Here is a 16,578-nt window from a genome sequence, read left to right as displayed (position 1 = left end):
GACGTTAATTCGAAGCCGTCGCTGACGCTCAGCCAGCACTGGTCCTATTGGGAAGGACGACCGTCTCAGGCCGCTGATAGGACAGGCATACGCTGTCGCGGCCACTCCTTTTGGCTCTGTAGAGCGCTTCGTCGGCGCGGCGCATCAGCGGGTCCAGCCCTTCGTCGCTGGCGCGGGCGGCCACGCCGAAGCTGGCGGTCACTCTTGTCTCGGGCGGAAGCCCGTCGATTCTGTCCGCCGAATAGAGCGTGCGAATGGTTTCGGCAAACAGTCTTGCCGCGCCAAGGTCGCTGAGCGGCAAAAGCACGGCGAACTCTTCGCCGCCGATGCGGCCGGCAACGCCGCGCGTACCTGCAGCCGACAGAAGCTTGGCAGCGAAGTCGGCGATGACGCGATCCCCGGCTGCGTGGCCATGTTGATCGTTGAGCGCCTTGAAATGATCGAGATCGGCAAGCACCAGCGCAACCGGCAATTGCGCCGTGGCACAGTGCTGCAGGACAAGCATGGCGCGCTCCTCGAAGCCGCGGCGGTTGAGCAGGCCCGACAGCGGGTCTGTCAGGGTTTCGGTCTTCAGGGCCTTCATCACATCGAGCGCGGCGGCGCCGAACAGGCAAAGCGCAATAAGCAGCGACAGCAATGCATGCGACAGCAGAGCCGTCGTCCAGTAGGACGAGGAGTAAAGCCCTTCATAGCTGGTGAACGGCCCATGCGCGATGACGACGGCAAGCGTCCGCGCCAGGAAGTTCAGGCCGGAAAGCAGCGACAGCACGAACAGGATCATTTCTGTCGGGCCGTTGTTGCGCACCACGCGCAACTCGGCGGCGACAACCAGGCTGATGCCGCCGAAGCTGAAATTGATGGCAAGGATGCGCCAGGTGAGATCCGGCCGGGCAAAAAGAAACCACGAGAACGCGGCCAGGCCGCCGCAGGCCAGAATGCCGACCGCCGGGTAAGGCACGCGCCGCCCATAGCGCGCAATGACCGCGCCGGCGAGACAGCAGGTGGCGAAGGTGAAGCACAGGATCGAGATGAGCTTGGTCGGCGCCATGCCGACCGGCAGCGTGAAATACTGGAGCAGGAAGCCTGCGGCCGAGGCCGAGTAGCCCGCCGCCAGCACAGCCAGATAGGGACGGTGGCGCTGATAGAACCACAGCACGAGAAATGCCGCGCCGAGTGTGAGGGCGATGCCTGGATTGAGCAGCGCTATGAGCAGGCCGGTGTCCAAGCGCTGTAATTTCCCCTCGCTTCCCCTTGGAGGACCTTAGAGCGGAAGCCCAAACAAGCGGTTAAGCGAAAGCGAATATACGACAGGTGCGTCGACAAAGCCGCTGGGCGGAACCGCGAACGGCGAGCGGCGTTTCACGACGGCAACCAGGAGACGCTCCGATGGCCGACACGATCATGCTGACCGATCACGATGCAATTCGCTCATGGGCCGCGGCACGCGCCGGCTTTCCGGCGATCGTCGACGTGTCGCCCGAAGCCGGAACGCAGCCCATGCTGAGGCTGGTCTTCGGCCAGCATGCCTATCAGGACCAGGATGAGGCCGAACGTCCGGTCAATGCCGGCGGCTACGAACTGGTCGAATGGGACGAATGGTTCAAACTCTTCGACGAGCGCCAACTGGCGCTGGTCGTCGCAAAGGACCAACCCGGCCGCCGTGAGGGATTCCACGAATTCGTCAGGCGGCCCGACTGAAGAATGCCCGAACCGCATTGCGCCTCGGGCTCCTCATATCCGACTGCGCGCGCCTGCCCTATTTCCACTCGCGGATGTCGACGAAATGGCCGGCGATCGCCGCCGCCGCGGCCATTGCCGGCGACACCAGATGGGTCCGGCCCTTGAAGCCTTGGCGCCCTTCGAAATTGCGGTTCGAGGTCGAGGCGCAGCGCTCATGCGGCTTCAGCCGGTCGTCGTTCATGGCAAGGCACATCGAGCAGCCCGGCTCACGCCAGTCAAAGCCGGCGGCGACAAAGATCTTGTCGAGGCCTTCGGCCTCTGCCTGTTCCTTGACCAGGCCGGAGCCCGGCACGATCATCGCACTGACCCGCGGATTGACTTGTCTGCCCTCGATCACCTTGGCGGCGGCGCGCAGATCCTCGATGCGGCCATTGGTGCAGGAGCCGATGAAGACGCGATCGAGTTCGATATCGGTGATCTTGGTGCCCGGCTTCAGGCCCATATAGTCGAGTGCGCGCTGCTTGGAGGTGCGCTTGTTCTCATCAGTGATGTCGTCCGGGTTCGGCACGATGCCTTGCACCGAGACCACGTCCTCGGGCGAGGAGCCCCAGGAGACGATCGGCGGCAGCTTTGCCGCGTCGAGCACGACCACCTTGTCGAAATGCGCGCCTTCGTCGGACTGCAGCGTCTTCCAGTAGGCGAGCGCGGCGTCCCAGGCTTCGCCCTTGGGGGCGCGCGGCTTGTCCTTGACATAGGCGAAGGTGGTCTCGTCGGGCGCGATCAGGCCGGCGCGCGCGCCGGCTTCGATCGACATGTTGCAGATCGTCATGCGGCCTTCCATCGACAGCGCACGGATTGCCTCGCCGGCATATTCGATGACATAGCCGGTGCCGCCGGCCGTGCCGATCTCGCCGATGATGGCAAGGATGATGTCCTTGGCGGTGACGCCTTCCGGCAGTGCGCCGTCGACGCGCACCAGCATGTTCTTGGCCTTGCGCTGAATCAGCGTCTGCGTCGCCAGCACATGCTCGACTTCCGAGGTGCCGATGCCATGCGCCAGCGCCCCGAACGCGCCATGCGTCGAGGTGTGGCTGTCGCCGCAGACGATGGTCATGCCGGGCAGCGTGAAGCCTTGCTCGGGACCGATGATGTGGACGATGCCCTGGCGGATATCCTTCTCGGAATAATATTCGATACCGAAATCCTTGGCGTTCTTGGCCAGCGCCTCGACCTGGATGCGGCTTTCCTCGTTCTTGATGCCGAACTTGCGCTCGGGCGAGGTCGACACATTGTGGTCGACCACGGCCAGCGTCTTTTCCGGATGCCGAACCTTGCGGCCGGTCATGCGCAGGCCTTCGAAAGCCTGCGGGCTGGTGACTTCGTGGACCAGATGGCGGTCGATATAGAGCAGGCAGGTGCCGTCGTCCTGGCGGTCGACGACATGGTCGTCGAAAATCTTGTCGTAGAGGGTGCGCGGTGCGCTCATGTGCGTAAATCCGTCGATTTAAAAAGGGAAAAGGACGCCGGTCGGCCCGGCGAAGCAGCCTGGCGAGTCTGCCCTAGCGAAGTCGGCTGGTCAGAGCGCCGGAAACGCGCGCGGAAAATCGCGACGGCAGGCGTTTCCTGTCCTGCAGCACGAAACCTTTATAGGCCGGATCGCCAAAAAGCTCTTCCATGGCGCTGCTCATATCAATGTTTTGGCTTTTCAGCAATCGCGTCTGCCTTCGCAGGCGCTTCACAGCACCTTGAACACAAACGTCTTCACCAGCGCGTCGGGCTCGGCGATTGCATAGCAGCGGAACCACGGGCTCTCCTCGACCGGCCGCCATTTTTTCGCCTGCTCCAGTTCGCCAAACACGGCCTTGAACCCGCCGCTTTCAAACACCTGGTCGCGGACCGTGAAGATGGCGTGGCCGCCCGTCCTGGTGATGCGTATCAGTTCATGCAGGCCCGACGCCGGTGCGTGGCTGATGGTGAACACGCCGGTCGAGAAAAAGGCGCGGAAATACCCGTCCGCCCAAGGCAATGGCCCGCCGAGCATCGCCTGTTTCAGCTCGCTGTAGGCCTGCCGGCTGCCGGCGATTTTCAGCATGTCCTGCGACAGGTCGAGCCCGGCAATATCGTGGTAGCCGAGTGCCTTGAGCGACGGCCCCGACAGGCCGGTGCCGCAACCGGCGTCGAGCAGCGGCCCTTCGCCCGGCGGCACATGGCGCGCCACCCAGGCGGTGATCAGGAACGGCAGGAGATAGCCGAGCGCCGCGGTTTCGCCGTCATAGGTCGCGGCCCATTGCGCATAGGCCTTGGCGAGCGTCTCGGGCGTGTCGGCCGTATAGACCGCTTCCAGCGCCGCATTGGCCTTGTCGATGATCATGGGTCCTCCCCGGTCGCGTCCGCTCGATGGTAGCGCCGTTTTCGCCTGCCTTCTATTCCCCATGCTGGTGGCGCAGCCGCTTCTCCAGCGCCCGCAAGGCCAACGACAGGCCGACGGTCAGGATGAGATAGATATAGGCGACGATCGAATAGGTTTCGAAGAAGCGGAACGAGCCGGCGGCGTAGATCTTGCCCATCTGGGTGATGTCGGCGACGCCGAGCACCGAGACCAGCGAGGAATCCTTGACCATGGCGACGAAATCATTGCCGAGCGGCGGCAGGATAGTGCGGATCGCCTGCGGAAAGATGACCAGCCGGAAGCGCTGGGTGCGCGTCAGCCCGAGCGCCTTGGCCGCCTCGATCTGCCCCTTCTCGACCGCCTGGATACCGGCGCGGAACACCTCCGAGATGAAGGCGGAATAGCCGATGGTCAGCGCCATGACGGCGCGCCAAAGCAACGACACGTCGCGTACCAGCAGCTCACCGAAGAAGCCGGCGCTTTGCAGCGGCGCCGTCAGCGCGTTCCATGCCGCGACGAAGGCCGGCGCCCCGGCAAAGGCGATCCAGAACAACAGCACCAGCATCGGCACGCCGCGGATGATCTCGACGTAGAAGCGGCCGATCTGGCTGAGCCAGCGTGAGCCCGACAGGCCCATCAGCGCGACGCCGAGGCCGATCGCGCAAGCCAGCGCGAAGGCGACCACCGTGACGAAGATGGTGACGCCGACGCCCTTGGCGACGGTTGTGAAGACCTGGGCATAGAGGTCGCTGGCAGCGATGAAGATGGCGGCGGTCAAGGCGATCGCCACGGCCACGGCAAGCCACCACGGGAAGTCGGATTTGGCTGAGGCGAGAGGCGCCGACGGCATCAAGCGGTACCGATAACAGAGCCACGAAGGCAGCGTTCTGTCACACCCCCCTCTGGCCTGCCGGCCATCTCCCCTTCAAGGGGGGAGATCGGCAGCTTTGACCTCGCGGCCCGTTCTGCAACACTGAAAATTGGCGAAAGCCGATGCGAAATCCGATCTCCCCCCTTGAGGGGGAGATGTCCGGCAGGACAGAGGGGGGTGTACGAGCGCAGAGTCAGCGCGAGTTCCCGCGCACAATCGTCATGAAATGCGCGCAACAAAAGTCCTACTGCCCCATCTTGTAATCAAGGAACCACTTCTTGTTGAGCGCGTCGAGCGTACCGTCGGCCTTGAGCGCGGCGATTGCCGCGTTGACCGGCTTCACCAGGTCGGAGCCCTTGGGGAAGATGAAGCCGAAATCCTCGGTGCCGAGTGGGCCGCCGATCAGCTTAAGGCCGCCATTGGACGCATCGACATAGCCCTTGCCGGCAGTGCCGTCGGTGAGCACGACGTCGACGTCGCCGGCCTTCAGCGCCTGCACCGTCGCGCCGAATGTCTCGAACAGCTTGATGCGCGGGTTCTGCTCGTTGCCGTCGAGCACGCTGTAGACGGCGGTGTAGAAGGGCGTGGTGCCGGCCTGCGCGCCGATCAGCCCGTCCTTGAAGGCGGCGAACGTCTTTGCATCGGTGAAGCGCTTCTCGTCGCCGCGCACCAGCATGAACTGTTCCGAGCGCATATACGGATCGGAGAAATCGACCTTCTGCTTGCGGTCGTCCTTGATGGTGATGCCGGTCATGCCGATGTTGTACTGATTGTCGGAAACCGCCTGGATCATCGCGTCCCAGGAGGTATTCTGGTACTCGACCTTGAAATTCAGCCGTTTGGCGATCTCGTTCATCGCGTCATATTCCCAACCGATCTGCTTGCCGGTCTTGGCATCGATGAACTGCAGCGGCGGATAGGCGTTTTCGGTCACCACCACCACTTTCTTGCCGCCGAGGTCGGGCAGCGCCTGCGCCAGAGCCGCGACAGGCACGAGAAGGCAAGCCAGCAGGCCGGCCAGCAGCAGTTTCGAATTGATCATGACGATGCTCCCCAGGAACTGAACCGCCTCGATCGGCCGAGGCATGCAGGAAATCCGGCGCCGACTTTAGCTTTCCGCCGGCGCCTTGCAAGCCGCTCCGATGCGGCGTTCGGCACGAAAATGGATTTCAATGCTTTCAACGGCGGCATTACGGAACGATCCGTATCGATTGCGGCCGATGCAGCCCGGCAAAATAGAATCCGCCTCGCGAAACAAAAAGGCGGCCGAAGCCGCCTTTCCGAAAATACGTTCTTGAAGAGCCTTATTCGGCGGCAGCTGCTTCCGCGGCCTTGGCGGCCTCGTCGGCGGCCTTCTTCTCGGCGGCGTCCTGCGCGGCCTTCTCGGCGGCCAGCGCCTGGGCGGCGGCCACTTTCTCGGCCTCGATGCGCGCCTTCTCGGCGTTCAGCGCATCGCGCTCTTCGTCGTTCAGCTTGCGGGCGCGCACGCCGGTGTTTTCCGAAATGCGGGCCGATTTGCCGCGACGGTCACGCAAATAGTACAGCTTGGCGCGACGCACCTTGCCGCGGCGCACGATCTCGACGCCTTCGACCATCGGTGAATAGACCGGGAACACCCGCTCCACGCCTTCGCCGTAGGAGATCTTGCGGACGGTGAAGTTTTCCTGGAAGCCGGCGCCGGCGCGGGCGATGACGACGCCCTCATAGGCCTGGACGCGGGTGCGGGTGCCTTCGGTCACACGGACCTGGACGCGCACGGTATCGCCGGGCTGGAATTCGGGGAGCTTGCGCTTGGCTTCGATCTTGGCGGCCTGCTCGGCCTCGAGCTGACGGAGGATGTCCATCTCAATAATCCACTTCTTGTTCTTCCGACAGTCAGAGCGTCCGACACTCGCCTTGCAGTCGCATCGACCGCTCGGCTATGCCCTTCGTTCGAGAACTTCTGTTCGAGAACATCGGGCAGGGGCGACTACACCGTCATTGTTGACGGGCCAGAAGATCGCTCTTGGCATATTTTCTTCCGGTTCGGCGCGCACATACAGCTATTTCGGCGCTTTGTCACGCCTTCGCTGTTTCTTTTTTGGCGCTGTTTCTTTTTGGCTGAGGCCGCTGTGGCAATCCCGTGATCGCTTGTGGTCCAGGGGGTTGCGCCCGCGCGTCAAGCTTCCTAAGCCGGAAGATAAGCATTTTCCTCCAGCGACGACACCCTCATGCCAATCTTGGACGCGGTCCTGCTCTTTCTCGCCGGCTTTCTATCAGGCGCGGTCAATGCCGTTGCCGGCGGCGGCACGTTCATAACCTTTGGCGCCATGACCCTGGCCGGCCTGCCGCCGATCGTCGCCAATGCGACATCGTCGGTGACGCAATTTCCTGGCTACATCACCTCGACGCTCGCCTATTGGCACGACATCAAGCATTTCTGGCGTGGCGCACTGCTGCTCAGCCTCATTTCGGCTCTCGGTGCGCTGTCTGGCGCGCTCATCCTTCTAGGGCTCGACAACCCGTCGTTCCGCGCCTTGGTGCCGTGGCTGCTGCTGGCGGCAACCGCATTGTTCGCTGCCGGGCCATGGCTGAAGCCGGCGCCCAAGCCGGGGCATGAGGCCGCGGTAGGTTCGCTGGTCGGGTCGCTGGCGCAGTTCGCCACCGCCGTCTATGGCGGCTTCTTCGGCGCCGGCATGGGCGTCATGATGCTGGCGACGCTCGGTCTCACCCAGTCCGGCGACTATCACCGGCTGAACGCACTGAAGAACATGCTGGCCGTAGTCATCGCTGCGGTTGCCATCCTCGTCTTCGTCTCGGGCGGCGTCATTGCCTGGCTGCAGGCGATCATCATGATCCCGGGTGGCGCGCTGGGCGGCTATGCCGGCGTCTGGATCGCCAGGCGCGTGCCGCAGAACGCGGTGCGCGGCTTCGTCATCGCCGTCGGCCTGTTCCTGGCTTTCTACTATTTCGATAAGGGCTGAGCGGCTGACAGATCCGGGCGTCGCTCCTTCGTCAGCCTCTCCGCTTCGGCCCGCCGCCACGCCGCGATCTTCCTGTGATTGCCCGAAATCAGCACTTCGGGGATCGGCCGCCCCTCGAATTCCTGCGGCCGTGTGTAATGCGGATGTTCGAGCAGGCCGTTTTCAAAGCTCTCTTCCTCGCCCGATTCCGCATTGCCCATGACGCCGGGCAGCAGGCGCACCACGGCGTCGAGCAGCACCAGTGCCGCCGGCTCGCCGCCGGACAGGATGAAGTCGCCGATCGAAACTTCTTCGAGGCCGCGCGCCTCAATGACCCGCTGGTCGACGCCTTCGAAGCGGCCGCAGACGATCACCGCACCCGGCCCAGCGGCGAGTTCGCGCACGCGTGCCTGGTTCAGCGGCTTGCCGCGCGGGCTCATCAGCAGGCGCGGACGTGGATCGGCTGCCGGCGAGGCATGGTCAATGGCGCTGGCCAGCACGTCTGCCCGCATCACCATGCCGGCGCCGCCGCCGGCCGGCGTGTCATCGACGGTACGGTGACGATCGCTGGCAAAGTCGCGGATCTGGATCGTTTCGAGCGACCAAATGCCGGTCTCGAGGGCGCGGCCGGCCAGCGACAGGCCAAGCGCGCCGGGAAACATCTCGGGATAGAGCGTCAGCACCGAAGCCGAAAAACTCACCGGTTGCCTCCGGCGTCCCTCGGCCCGCGCGGCCTGCCCCTGGGGTCGAAACCGTCGTCAGCGGGAGGCTCGCCGTCCTCATCCTCGACCAAACCTGCGGCGGCTGGATCAACGCGGACAAAGCCGCCGGCGATCGACACTTCCGGAACGGCGGCCTGAGTGAACGGGATGAGCATGCCCTTGCGCCCCGCCAGCGTCACGTCGAGAATGTCGCCGCCGCCGAAATTGTGCACGGCGACGACCTTGCCGACGACCGCACCGGTGTCGTCCTTGACCTCCAGTCCGACGAGGTCGGCATGGTAGAATTCATCCTCTTCGCCCTCATCGGGCAACACCGAACGATCGACGAACAATTCGGTGCCGGCCAGCGCCTCGGCGGCATTGCGGTCGTTGACGCCTTTGAAGCGCACCACCACCACGGTGTTGGCGGGCCTGATGTCAACGATCTGGAAGGCGCGGCCGTCCCTGGCGTAGAGGGGACCGTAATCGGCCAGCGCCAGCGGGTCGCCGGTAAAGCTCTTGACGCGCAATTCGCCCTTGATGCCGTGCGCGGCACCGATCACGGCCATCTGGACGGGGTTTTGCGGCTTGCTCATCTGCGGAAAATCCTTTGCCTTGCTCTAACCCCAGCCCGTCGTCATTTCAATGACGCCGCTCTTCACCGCTTCCTAACCCCCGTGCCGGAAGATGGCGGGGAACTGGAAGAGTGCAATGCAGGAATTCCTCATATCGGCAAAACCCGACCTGCAGGCGGCGCGCGAGGCCTGGCTGAAGATGCTGGCGCGCGAACGCCGGCTATCGCCCGAAACCGTCGAGGCTTATGAGCGCGACACACGCCAGTTCCTGCATTTCCTGACCGGCCATTGCGGCGGCTCGCCCGGCATTTCCGACATCGCCGATCTGCGCCCCGCCGATTTGCGCGGCTTTCTCGCTGCCCGCCGTGCCGAGGGCGCCGGCGCCCGTACGCTCGGGCGCGGGCTGGCCGGCATCCGCTCGCTGTTGCGTTTCCTGGAAAGGCGCGGCCTCGCCAATGCGGCAGGTGCGACAGCCTTGCGCGCGCCGCGGCAGCCGAAATCGCTGCCCAAGCCGCTGACCGCAAGCGATGCAAAACACGTCGTCTCGGTGGAAGGCCAACTGGCGGAGGAGCCGTGGATTGCCGCGCGCAACGCCGCCGTGCTGACCCTGCTCTATGGGTCCGGTTTGCGGATTTCCGAGGCGCTCGGCCTGTCGAGCGCCGATCTTTCCTCACCTGGTGATACCGTGCTGCGCGTCACCGGCAAGGGTGGCAAGACCCGGCTGGTGCCGGTGCTGCCGGTGGGGCTGCGGGCGATTGCCGAATACCGCCGCCTCTGCCCTTGGCATCTCGATCCCAAGGGCCTGCTGTTTCGCGGTGCCCGCGGCGGCCCACTCAACCCGGCAATCGTCCAGCGCGACATGGCCAAGCTGCGCTCGGCGCTCAACCTGCCCGACACGGCGACGCCGCATGCGCTGCGCCATTCCTTCGCCACGCATCTGCTAGGGCGCGGCGGCGACCTGCGCACCATCCAGGAGTTGCTCGGCCACGCCAGCCTGTCGACAACCCAGATATACACCGGCGTCGACACCGCCAGGCTGCTCGAGATTTACGAAGCAGCTCATCCTCGTGCGTGATCGATGCATGTGTCGGTGGCCATCTCGCAACAATTTTGATGCGCCGGTTAACCGTTTTGCCGCTTTTTGCGCCTAGAACCGCAGCATGAAACGCCTCATCGCCATCGCCGACCGCGCGACCCATGTGTCGCTGAAGCTGCTCGTCGCGCTGAACGCCCTGTTTTTCCTCTCTTTCCTCATCGTCGCGCTGCTCGCGGCGGGCAAGGCACGCGCCGAGACTTCGGCCTGCACCGGTAGCGATATGCTGAGCGCGCTGCAAAAGGACGACCCGGCTGCCTACCGCAAGATCGAGGCGGAGGCGGCAGCGACGCCGAACGGCAAGGGCCTGCTGTGGAAGCTCGAAAAATCGGGCGAAAAACCGTCCTTCCTGTTCGGCACCATGCACGTTACCGACCCGCGCGTCACCACGCTGCCACCCGCCGCGCAGAAGGCATTCGATGCGGCTGGCACCGTCATCATCGAGACCACCGAAGTGCTCGACAAGCAGAAGATGATGGCAGCAATGCTGAAAGAGCCGGATCTGATGATGTTCACCGACAAGACGACGCTTTCGTCGCTGCTGTCGCCGGAGGATGCGGCGGTGGTCAACAAGGCGCTCGATGCGCGTGGCATCCCGCCAGCGACCGTCGCCAAGATGAAACCCTGGTTGCTGTCGGCGATGGTGGCGCTACCTGCATGCGAAGTAGCCCGCCAGGCTGGCGGTGCGCCGGTGCTCGACGTCAAGCTTGCCAAGGACGCCGAGGCTTCGGGCAAATCGGTCGAGGGGCTGGAGACAATCGCCGACCAGCTGCGCGCCATGGCTTCGCTGCCGATCGCCTTTCACCTGAAGGGGCTGGTCGATACGCTGAAGCTTGGCGACAAGGTGAACGACGTCAACGAAACCATGATCGTGCTTTACCGGCGTGGCGACACTGGCATGTATGTACCGCTGTTTCGGGCTGTCGTCCCCGAACAGGTCGACGACCAATCGGGTTACGCCGAATTCGAGCAGACCATGATCACCAGCCGCAACAAGGTGATGGTCGATCGTGCAGCGCCGATCCTCGCCCACGGCAATGTCTTCATGGCGGTCGGCGCCATGCACCTACCCGGAGCGCAAGGCTTGGTCGAGGGTTTCCGCAAGACCGGCTATACGGTGACCGCCGTCAACTGAACGACACGGCGGAGTTGCACACCGAATCATTGCCGAGGCGGGATCAGCCCTTACGCGTGGCGCGCCGGCGGATCAGCCGCGCTTCGTGCCAAGAAACCGAAAAAGGTTCGGTTTGGCTCGATCGAACCCATTTTGCGGTGGAAATGCATGCCTGCGAGCGATTCCGGATCAGAATTGCCCTGTTTTCGGCGTTTTCAACGCCTAATGTGAAACCGATTCAACGATTGTACGTTGATGGCTATTACTTGATGTTTTTCATCCACGGAGGACACTTTTATGGCGAACACACCCAATCCGAACGACCCATTCACCTCGCCGGGCTCCGCACGGCCAAGCGGCGGCGGCAGCGGCTGGCTGATTGCCCTGGTCGTCGTTATCCTGGCAATTGTCGCCTATTATGTTTTTGGAAGACGTAGCGAGGCACCTGCGCCTGCCGAACCGCCCGCAGCCAGCACACCAGCTCCCGCCCCAGCGCCGGCCGAGCCGATGAAACCAGCCGAACCGGCTCCTGCGCCAGCTCCGGCAACGCCCGCTCCGGCTCCGGCCCCGGCAACACCGGCTCCGGCTCCGGCTCCGGCCCCTGCGCCAGCCCCGGCACCAGCACCAGCGCCGGCACCGGCTCAGTAATCAGACTGCTGATTTAATATATGAACGGTCCGCTGAAAGGCGGGCCGTTTTTTTGGGGAGCAGCCGTCGATGCTCTGAGCTGCGATTAGCCATGGGCCAACTTCATCTTCGTCATCCAGCGCGGAGCAGGAGCGAAGCGACATCGCGGAGACCCTGGAATCCATCTGCGGTTGAGAATGGAAGCCGTCTGTGGTGATCCTTCGCGCCCCTCTCTGTCCTGCCGGACATCTCCCCACTTGGGGCCACTTGGGGGAGATTGGCTATTTCGCCAATCGCCACCGTCGCCTGCGATTCAACCGCTCAGATATGGATCGGCTTGAAGAACGTCGCCAATGCCGCCTCCTTTACCGCTTCCGACATTGTCGGATGGGCGTGACAGGTGCGGGCTAGGTCTTCCGACGAGCCGCCAAATTCCATCAGCACGGCCGCCTCGTGGATCATCTCGCCGGCGCCGAAGCCGACGATGTGGACGCCGAGTACACGGTCGCTGGCCTTGTCGGCCAGGATTTTCACAAAGCCGTCGGTGTGCAGCATGGCGCGCGCGCGGCCATTGGCGCTGAACGGGAATTTTCCGGCCTTGTAGTCGATGCCGGCCTTCTTCAATTCTTCTTCGGTCTTGCCGATCGTGGCGATTTCCGGCGTGGTGTAGACGACGCTCGGAATCACGTCATAGTTCACATGACCGGCCTGGCCGGCGATGGTCTCGGCCACCGCCACGCCCTCGTCTTCGGCCTTGTGGGCAAGCATCGGCCCGGCGATGACATCGCCGATGGCGTAGATGCCGGGCACGTTGGTCCTGAGATGGCCGTCGGTCTTGACCCGGCCGCGCTCGTCGACGTCGACGCCGGCCTCCTTCAGCCCGAGAGCGTCCGAATAGGCCCGTCGTCCCGTCGCAATCAGCACCGCGTCCGCCTCGATCGTCTCGGCTGCTCCGCCCTTGACCGGCTCGAAGGTAACCGTCGCCCCCTTCTTGGCCTTGGCGACGCCGGTCACCTTGGCGCCCAGCCTGAATTCAAAGCCCTGCTTCGACAGCAGGCGCTGGAACTGCTTGGAGACCTCGCCATCCATGCCGCCCAGGATGGTGTCGAGGAACTCGACCACGGTGACCTTGGCGCCGAGCCGCGCCCATACCGAGCCGAGCTCCAGACCGATGACACCACCGCCGACCACCACCAGATGGCCCGGCACCTTGTCCAGCGACAGCGCGCCGGTCGACGAGACGATCACCTTCTCATCGAAATCGACCTTGACGCCGGGAATGCCGGCGACGTCGGAGCCGGTGGCGATGACGATGTTCTTGGTCTCGATCTCCTCGACCTTGCCGTCATCGGAGGTCACCGACACCTTGCCGGCCGCAACCACCTTGCCGGTGCCACGAAAACTGTCGATCTTGTTCTTCTTGAACAGGAAGGCGACGCCATTGACGTTGGCCGTCACCGTCGCATCCTTGTGTGCCATCATCTTCCCAAGGTTGAGCTTGGGCGCGCCGATCTCGACGCCGAGCGCCTCGAAGGAATGGCCGGCCTCGGCAAACATCTCGGACGCATGCAGCAGCGCCTTTGACGGGATGCAGCCGATGTTGAGGCAGGTACCGCCGAAGGTCGGGTTCTTTTCGACCACCGCCGTCTTCAGACCGAGCTGCGCCGCCTTGATGGCGCAGACATAGCCGCCTGGTCCCGATCCGATGATAACGACGTCATAGGCCATGATACTGTCCCTTTTGCTTTAGCGGCCGCCGCCGATTTCCAGATTGGCGCCGGTTGTGTAGGACGCCTCGTCCGACAGCAGCCAGAGAATTGCAGCTGCGACTTCCTCGGCGGTGCCGACGCGCTGCATAGGCACCACCTTGCGCATTCTCTCGGCGCGATCCGGCTGACCGCCGGAGGCATGAATTTCGGTGTCGATGATGCCCGGGCTGACCGCGTTGACACGAATGCCTTCGCCGGCCACTTCGCGGGCAAGCCCGACGGTGAAGGAATCGAGCGCGCCCTTGGAGGCGGCGTAGTCGACATATTGGCCCGGCCCGCCAAGCCTTGCCGCGATCGAAGAAACATTGGCGATGGCACCGCCCTTGCCGCCATGCCTGGTCGACATCCGCTTCACCGCCTCGCGGGCGCAAAGCATCGGCGCGATCACATTGATGCGCATCATGCGCTCCAGCCTCGCAGCGCTCAGCTCGTCGACGCGCGCGCTCTGGTCGACCACGCCGGCATTGTTGACGAGCGCGTCGAGCCGACCGAAACGGGCATCGACAGCCTCGAACATGGCCAACACGTCCGTCTCGCTGCCGACATCGCCCTTGACCGCAAAGGCTTCTCCGCCAGCAGCCTCGATGTCGGCGACCACCGTTTCGGCGGCTTTTGCATTCGACATGTAATTGACCGCAATGCGATAGCCGGCCCTGGCGGCAAGCCTGCATGTAGCGGCGCCGATGCCGCGGCTGCCGCCGGTCACCAGCAGGATCTTTCCGCTCGCGCTCATTCCTGACATCCCTTCAGGGCAAAGACGTCCCAGGGCACCTTGGAAAAGCCGTTGGCGCTATAGGCCGCCGACATCTGCAGCGACGCTCCCAGATCAGGCAAGATCAGCTTCTTCGGCGCATCCTTTCCTTCGCCCGGCAGCAACGCGATATTGCCCTGGTCGTCGGCAGTGTAGATGACGCCCTCCCACACGGTGCAGGCGGCGAGCTCGTCGCCGGTGACGTCGCCGGCCGGGCATTTGTACATCAGCGAGCCATGCGGCCGCGCCGCGCCCTCGGTCCACATGACGATGCCGTCGAGCACGACGCCGTTGTCGAGCACCATCTTGAAGCTGTTGGTGACGGCGGCCGACTCGCCGGTCGGCCTGAAATCGATCTCGGCGGCGTCTTCAGGATCGCCATAGACGGCGAGCTCGAGCGGGCAGGCGGCGAGGGCCGCGAAGACCGTCTGCACGCCGAGTGCGCAGATTGTGACAAACAAACCGGACCGGAAACGAGAGGAATTCATCCGGCGGCGCAGATCCATGCTCCGGCTCACGTCGGCCAACCCTAGAGGTCGAGCACCAGCCGCTCGGGATCCTCCAGGCTTTCCTTGACCCGGACCAGGAAAGTCACCGCTTCCTTGCCGTCGACGATGCGGTGGTCGTAGGACAGCGCCAGATACATCATCGGCCGGATCACGATCTGGCCGCCGACCACCACCGGCCGCTCCTGGATCTTGTGCATGCCCAAAATGCCCGACTGCGGCGCATTGAGGATCGGCGTCGACATCAGCGACCCGTAAACGCCACCGTTGGAAATCGTGAACGTGCCGCCTTGCATATCGGCGACGGAGAGCTTGCCGTCGCGCGCCGCAAGCCCCAGCCTGCCGATGTCCTTCTCGATTTCGGCGATTGACATCTGGTCGGCATTGCGCACAACCGGCACGACAAGGCCTTTCTCCGTACCGACGGCAACGCCGATATGAGCGTAGTTCTTGAAGATGATGTCGGTGCCGTCGATCTCGGCATTGACCGACGGGATCTCCTTCAGCGCATGGGTGACGGCCTTGGTGAAGAAGCCCATGAAGCCGAGCTTCACGCCGTGCTTCTTCTCGAACACGTCCTTGTATTTGCCCCTCAGCGCCATCACCGCGCTCATGTCGACCTCGTTGAAGGTGGTCAGCATGGCGGCGGTCGATTGCGCTTCCTTGAGGCGGCGCGCGATCGTCTGGCGCAGCTTGGTCATGCGCACGCGCTCCTCGCGCGACGCATCGTCGGCCGAGGACGGCGCGCGCGCGGCAACGGGTGCCGGTACAGGCGCTGCCTTCGGCATTTCTGCCGGCTGCGACGGCGCGCCCCTGGCGATAAGGTCGAGCACGTCGCCTTTCAGCACCTGGCCGCGCTTGCCCGAGCCCGACACCTGGTCGACCGCGAGATTGTGCTCGGCCAGCAGCTTTGCCGCCGACGGCGCCGGCGGCATTGTGCGCGTCTCGATCGCGCCGGCGTCGCCGGCGATCTTGGCCGTCTCGGCAGCGGCCTGCTTGACGCTCGAGGCTGCGGTGGGAGCCGAAGCCTGCGATACCGCATCTTGTTTGTCCGCCGGAGCGGCGGCGGCATTGGCTGCCGCGCCGGCGCCCGCCGAAATCGTGCCGAGCAGTGCGCCGACGCCGACCGTCTCGCCTTCCTTGACGGCGATCTCGGCGAGCGTGCCCGCGGCGGCGGCCGGCACTTCCACCGTCACCTTGTCGGTTTCGAGCTCAACCAGCGGCTCATCGGCGGCGATCGCGTCGCCGACCTTCTTGAACCATTTGCCGATGGTCGCCTCGGTGACGGATTCACCAAGTGTCGGGACGCGGATTTCGGTTGCCATTGTGCCTGTCCGTTTCTTTCGGTTCTGTTCTATTCACCAAGCGCGTCGTCGAGCAAGGCGGCAAGCTGGGCGAGATGCTTCGACATCAATCCGGTCGCCGGCGAGGCGGCGGCCCGCCCGGCGGGATATAGCCCCCCCAGCAGCTTTGGGGGGCTATTGGCCCCCCCCCAAAAGAGACGGTGGCTGTTATAAAACGACCCGCCCCCCCGCCCGCGCAACATCACGTGTTGCGGGG

General features: G+C 64.1%; 17 protein-coding genes. 4 read left to right on the top strand and 13 right to left on the bottom strand.

Going from position 1 to position 16,578, the window contains the following annotated elements; translation table 11 throughout:
* Positions 1-28: 28 nt before the first annotated feature.
* Positions 29-1,225 carry a GGDEF domain-containing protein gene (locus NKH41_RS29305; RefSeq protein ID WP_352767386.1) on the bottom strand — a complete coding sequence of 399 codons (1,197 nt, stop codon included), beginning with the start codon at positions 1,223-1,225 and terminating at the stop codon, positions 29-31.
* Between the two features lie 161 nt (positions 1,226-1,386).
* Here NKH41_RS29305 and NKH41_RS29300 point away from each other — a divergent pair, with 161 nt between their 5' ends.
* Positions 1,387-1,698, top strand: a complete 312-nt coding sequence (locus tag NKH41_RS29300; protein ID WP_023679773.1) for a hypothetical protein — start codon at positions 1,387-1,389, stop codon at positions 1,696-1,698.
* Between the two features lie 58 nt (positions 1,699-1,756).
* Here the strand turns inward: NKH41_RS29300 and leuC are convergent, their stop codons facing one another.
* The 5 genes from leuC to rplS form a co-directional block, all read right to left on the bottom strand.
* Positions 1,757-3,166: a 3-isopropylmalate dehydratase large subunit gene (gene leuC, locus NKH41_RS29295; RefSeq protein WP_352767384.1), complete on the bottom strand. Its 1,410-nt coding sequence runs from the start codon at positions 3,164-3,166 to the stop codon at positions 1,757-1,759.
* A 249-nt stretch (positions 3,167-3,415) separates the two neighbouring features.
* On the bottom strand, positions 3,416-4,051 hold the full coding sequence (locus NKH41_RS29290; protein ID WP_352615448.1) for a class I SAM-dependent DNA methyltransferase: 636 nt from the start codon (positions 4,049-4,051) through the stop codon (positions 3,416-3,418).
* Between the two features lie 52 nt (positions 4,052-4,103).
* The gene (locus NKH41_RS29285) at positions 4,104-4,919 is read right to left on the bottom strand and encodes an amino acid ABC transporter permease (RefSeq protein ID WP_352767382.1); all 816 of its coding nucleotides are present in this window, start codon (positions 4,917-4,919) and stop codon (positions 4,104-4,106) included.
* A gap of 265 nt (positions 4,920-5,184) precedes the next feature.
* On the bottom strand, positions 5,185-5,982 hold the full coding sequence (locus NKH41_RS29280; protein WP_031212709.1) for a transporter substrate-binding domain-containing protein: 798 nt from the start codon (positions 5,980-5,982) through the stop codon (positions 5,185-5,187).
* Between the two features lie 262 nt (positions 5,983-6,244).
* Positions 6,245-6,784 carry a 50S ribosomal protein L19 gene (rplS, locus tag NKH41_RS29275; RefSeq protein ID WP_254817835.1) on the bottom strand — a complete coding sequence of 180 codons (540 nt, stop codon included), beginning with the start codon at positions 6,782-6,784 and terminating at the stop codon, positions 6,245-6,247.
* 366 nt (positions 6,785-7,150) lie between these two features.
* Between rplS and NKH41_RS29270 the strand changes: the two genes are divergently transcribed.
* Positions 7,151-7,903 (top strand): sulfite exporter TauE/SafE family protein, encoded by a 753-nt coding sequence (locus NKH41_RS29270; protein ID WP_352500810.1) that lies wholly within the window; start codon positions 7,151-7,153, stop codon positions 7,901-7,903.
* On the opposite strand, the gene trmD is transcribed toward NKH41_RS29270, so the two are convergent.
* A complete protein-coding gene (gene trmD, locus NKH41_RS29265; protein ID WP_352685327.1) occupies positions 7,885-8,583 on the bottom strand; it encodes a tRNA (guanosine(37)-N1)-methyltransferase TrmD in 699 nt (232 codons plus the stop codon). The genes NKH41_RS29270 and trmD overlap by 19 nt on opposite strands.
* Complete coding sequence (gene rimM / locus NKH41_RS29260; RefSeq protein WP_352767380.1) at positions 8,580-9,179, bottom strand: ribosome maturation factor RimM; 600 nt, start codon at positions 9,177-9,179, stop codon at positions 8,580-8,582. Before rimM ends, trmD begins: the two co-directional genes overlap by 4 nt.
* A 115-nt stretch (positions 9,180-9,294) precedes the next feature.
* Between rimM and NKH41_RS29255 the strand changes: the two genes are divergently transcribed.
* Together NKH41_RS29255 and NKH41_RS29250 are read left to right on the top strand one after the other, a co-directional pair.
* Positions 9,295-10,233, top strand: coding sequence for a tyrosine recombinase XerC (locus NKH41_RS29255; RefSeq protein WP_352935220.1), 939 nt, complete (start codon positions 9,295-9,297; stop codon positions 10,231-10,233).
* 85 nt (positions 10,234-10,318) lie between these two features.
* Positions 10,319-11,386, top strand: a complete 1,068-nt coding sequence (locus tag NKH41_RS29250; protein WP_352767378.1) for a TraB/GumN family protein — start codon at positions 10,319-10,321, stop codon at positions 11,384-11,386.
* A 927-nt stretch (positions 11,387-12,313) separates the two neighbouring features.
* On the opposite strand, the gene lpdA is transcribed toward NKH41_RS29250, so the two are convergent.
* From lpdA to NKH41_RS29225, 5 genes are all read right to left on the bottom strand, one after another.
* Positions 12,314-13,720 (bottom strand): dihydrolipoyl dehydrogenase, encoded by a 1,407-nt coding sequence (gene lpdA, locus NKH41_RS29245; RefSeq protein WP_352767376.1) that lies wholly within the window; start codon positions 13,718-13,720, stop codon positions 12,314-12,316.
* Between the two features lie 18 nt (positions 13,721-13,738).
* The gene (locus tag NKH41_RS29240; protein ID WP_352767374.1) at positions 13,739-14,494 is read right to left on the bottom strand and encodes an SDR family oxidoreductase; all 756 of its coding nucleotides are present in this window, start codon (positions 14,492-14,494) and stop codon (positions 13,739-13,741) included.
* Positions 14,491-15,018: a hypothetical protein gene (locus NKH41_RS29235; protein ID WP_352767372.1), complete on the bottom strand. Its 528-nt coding sequence runs from the start codon at positions 15,016-15,018 to the stop codon at positions 14,491-14,493. The genes NKH41_RS29240 and NKH41_RS29235 overlap by 4 nt, the downstream gene beginning before the upstream one ends.
* Positions 15,019-15,041: 23 nt before the next feature.
* Positions 15,042-16,343 (bottom strand): 2-oxoglutarate dehydrogenase complex dihydrolipoyllysine-residue succinyltransferase, encoded by a 1,302-nt coding sequence (gene odhB, locus NKH41_RS29230; protein ID WP_352767370.1) that lies wholly within the window; start codon positions 16,341-16,343, stop codon positions 15,042-15,044.
* Positions 16,344-16,372: 29 nt separating this feature from the next.
* The coding region (locus NKH41_RS29225) for a hypothetical protein (protein ID WP_352935216.1) at positions 16,373-16,578 on the bottom strand (206 nt) is incomplete at its 5' end.

The organism is Mesorhizobium sp. M1169 (assembly GCF_040318345.1).
GTDB lineage: Bacteria > Pseudomonadota > Alphaproteobacteria > Rhizobiales > Rhizobiaceae > Mesorhizobium.
This window is presented reverse-complemented; position numbering and strand designations above follow the sequence as displayed.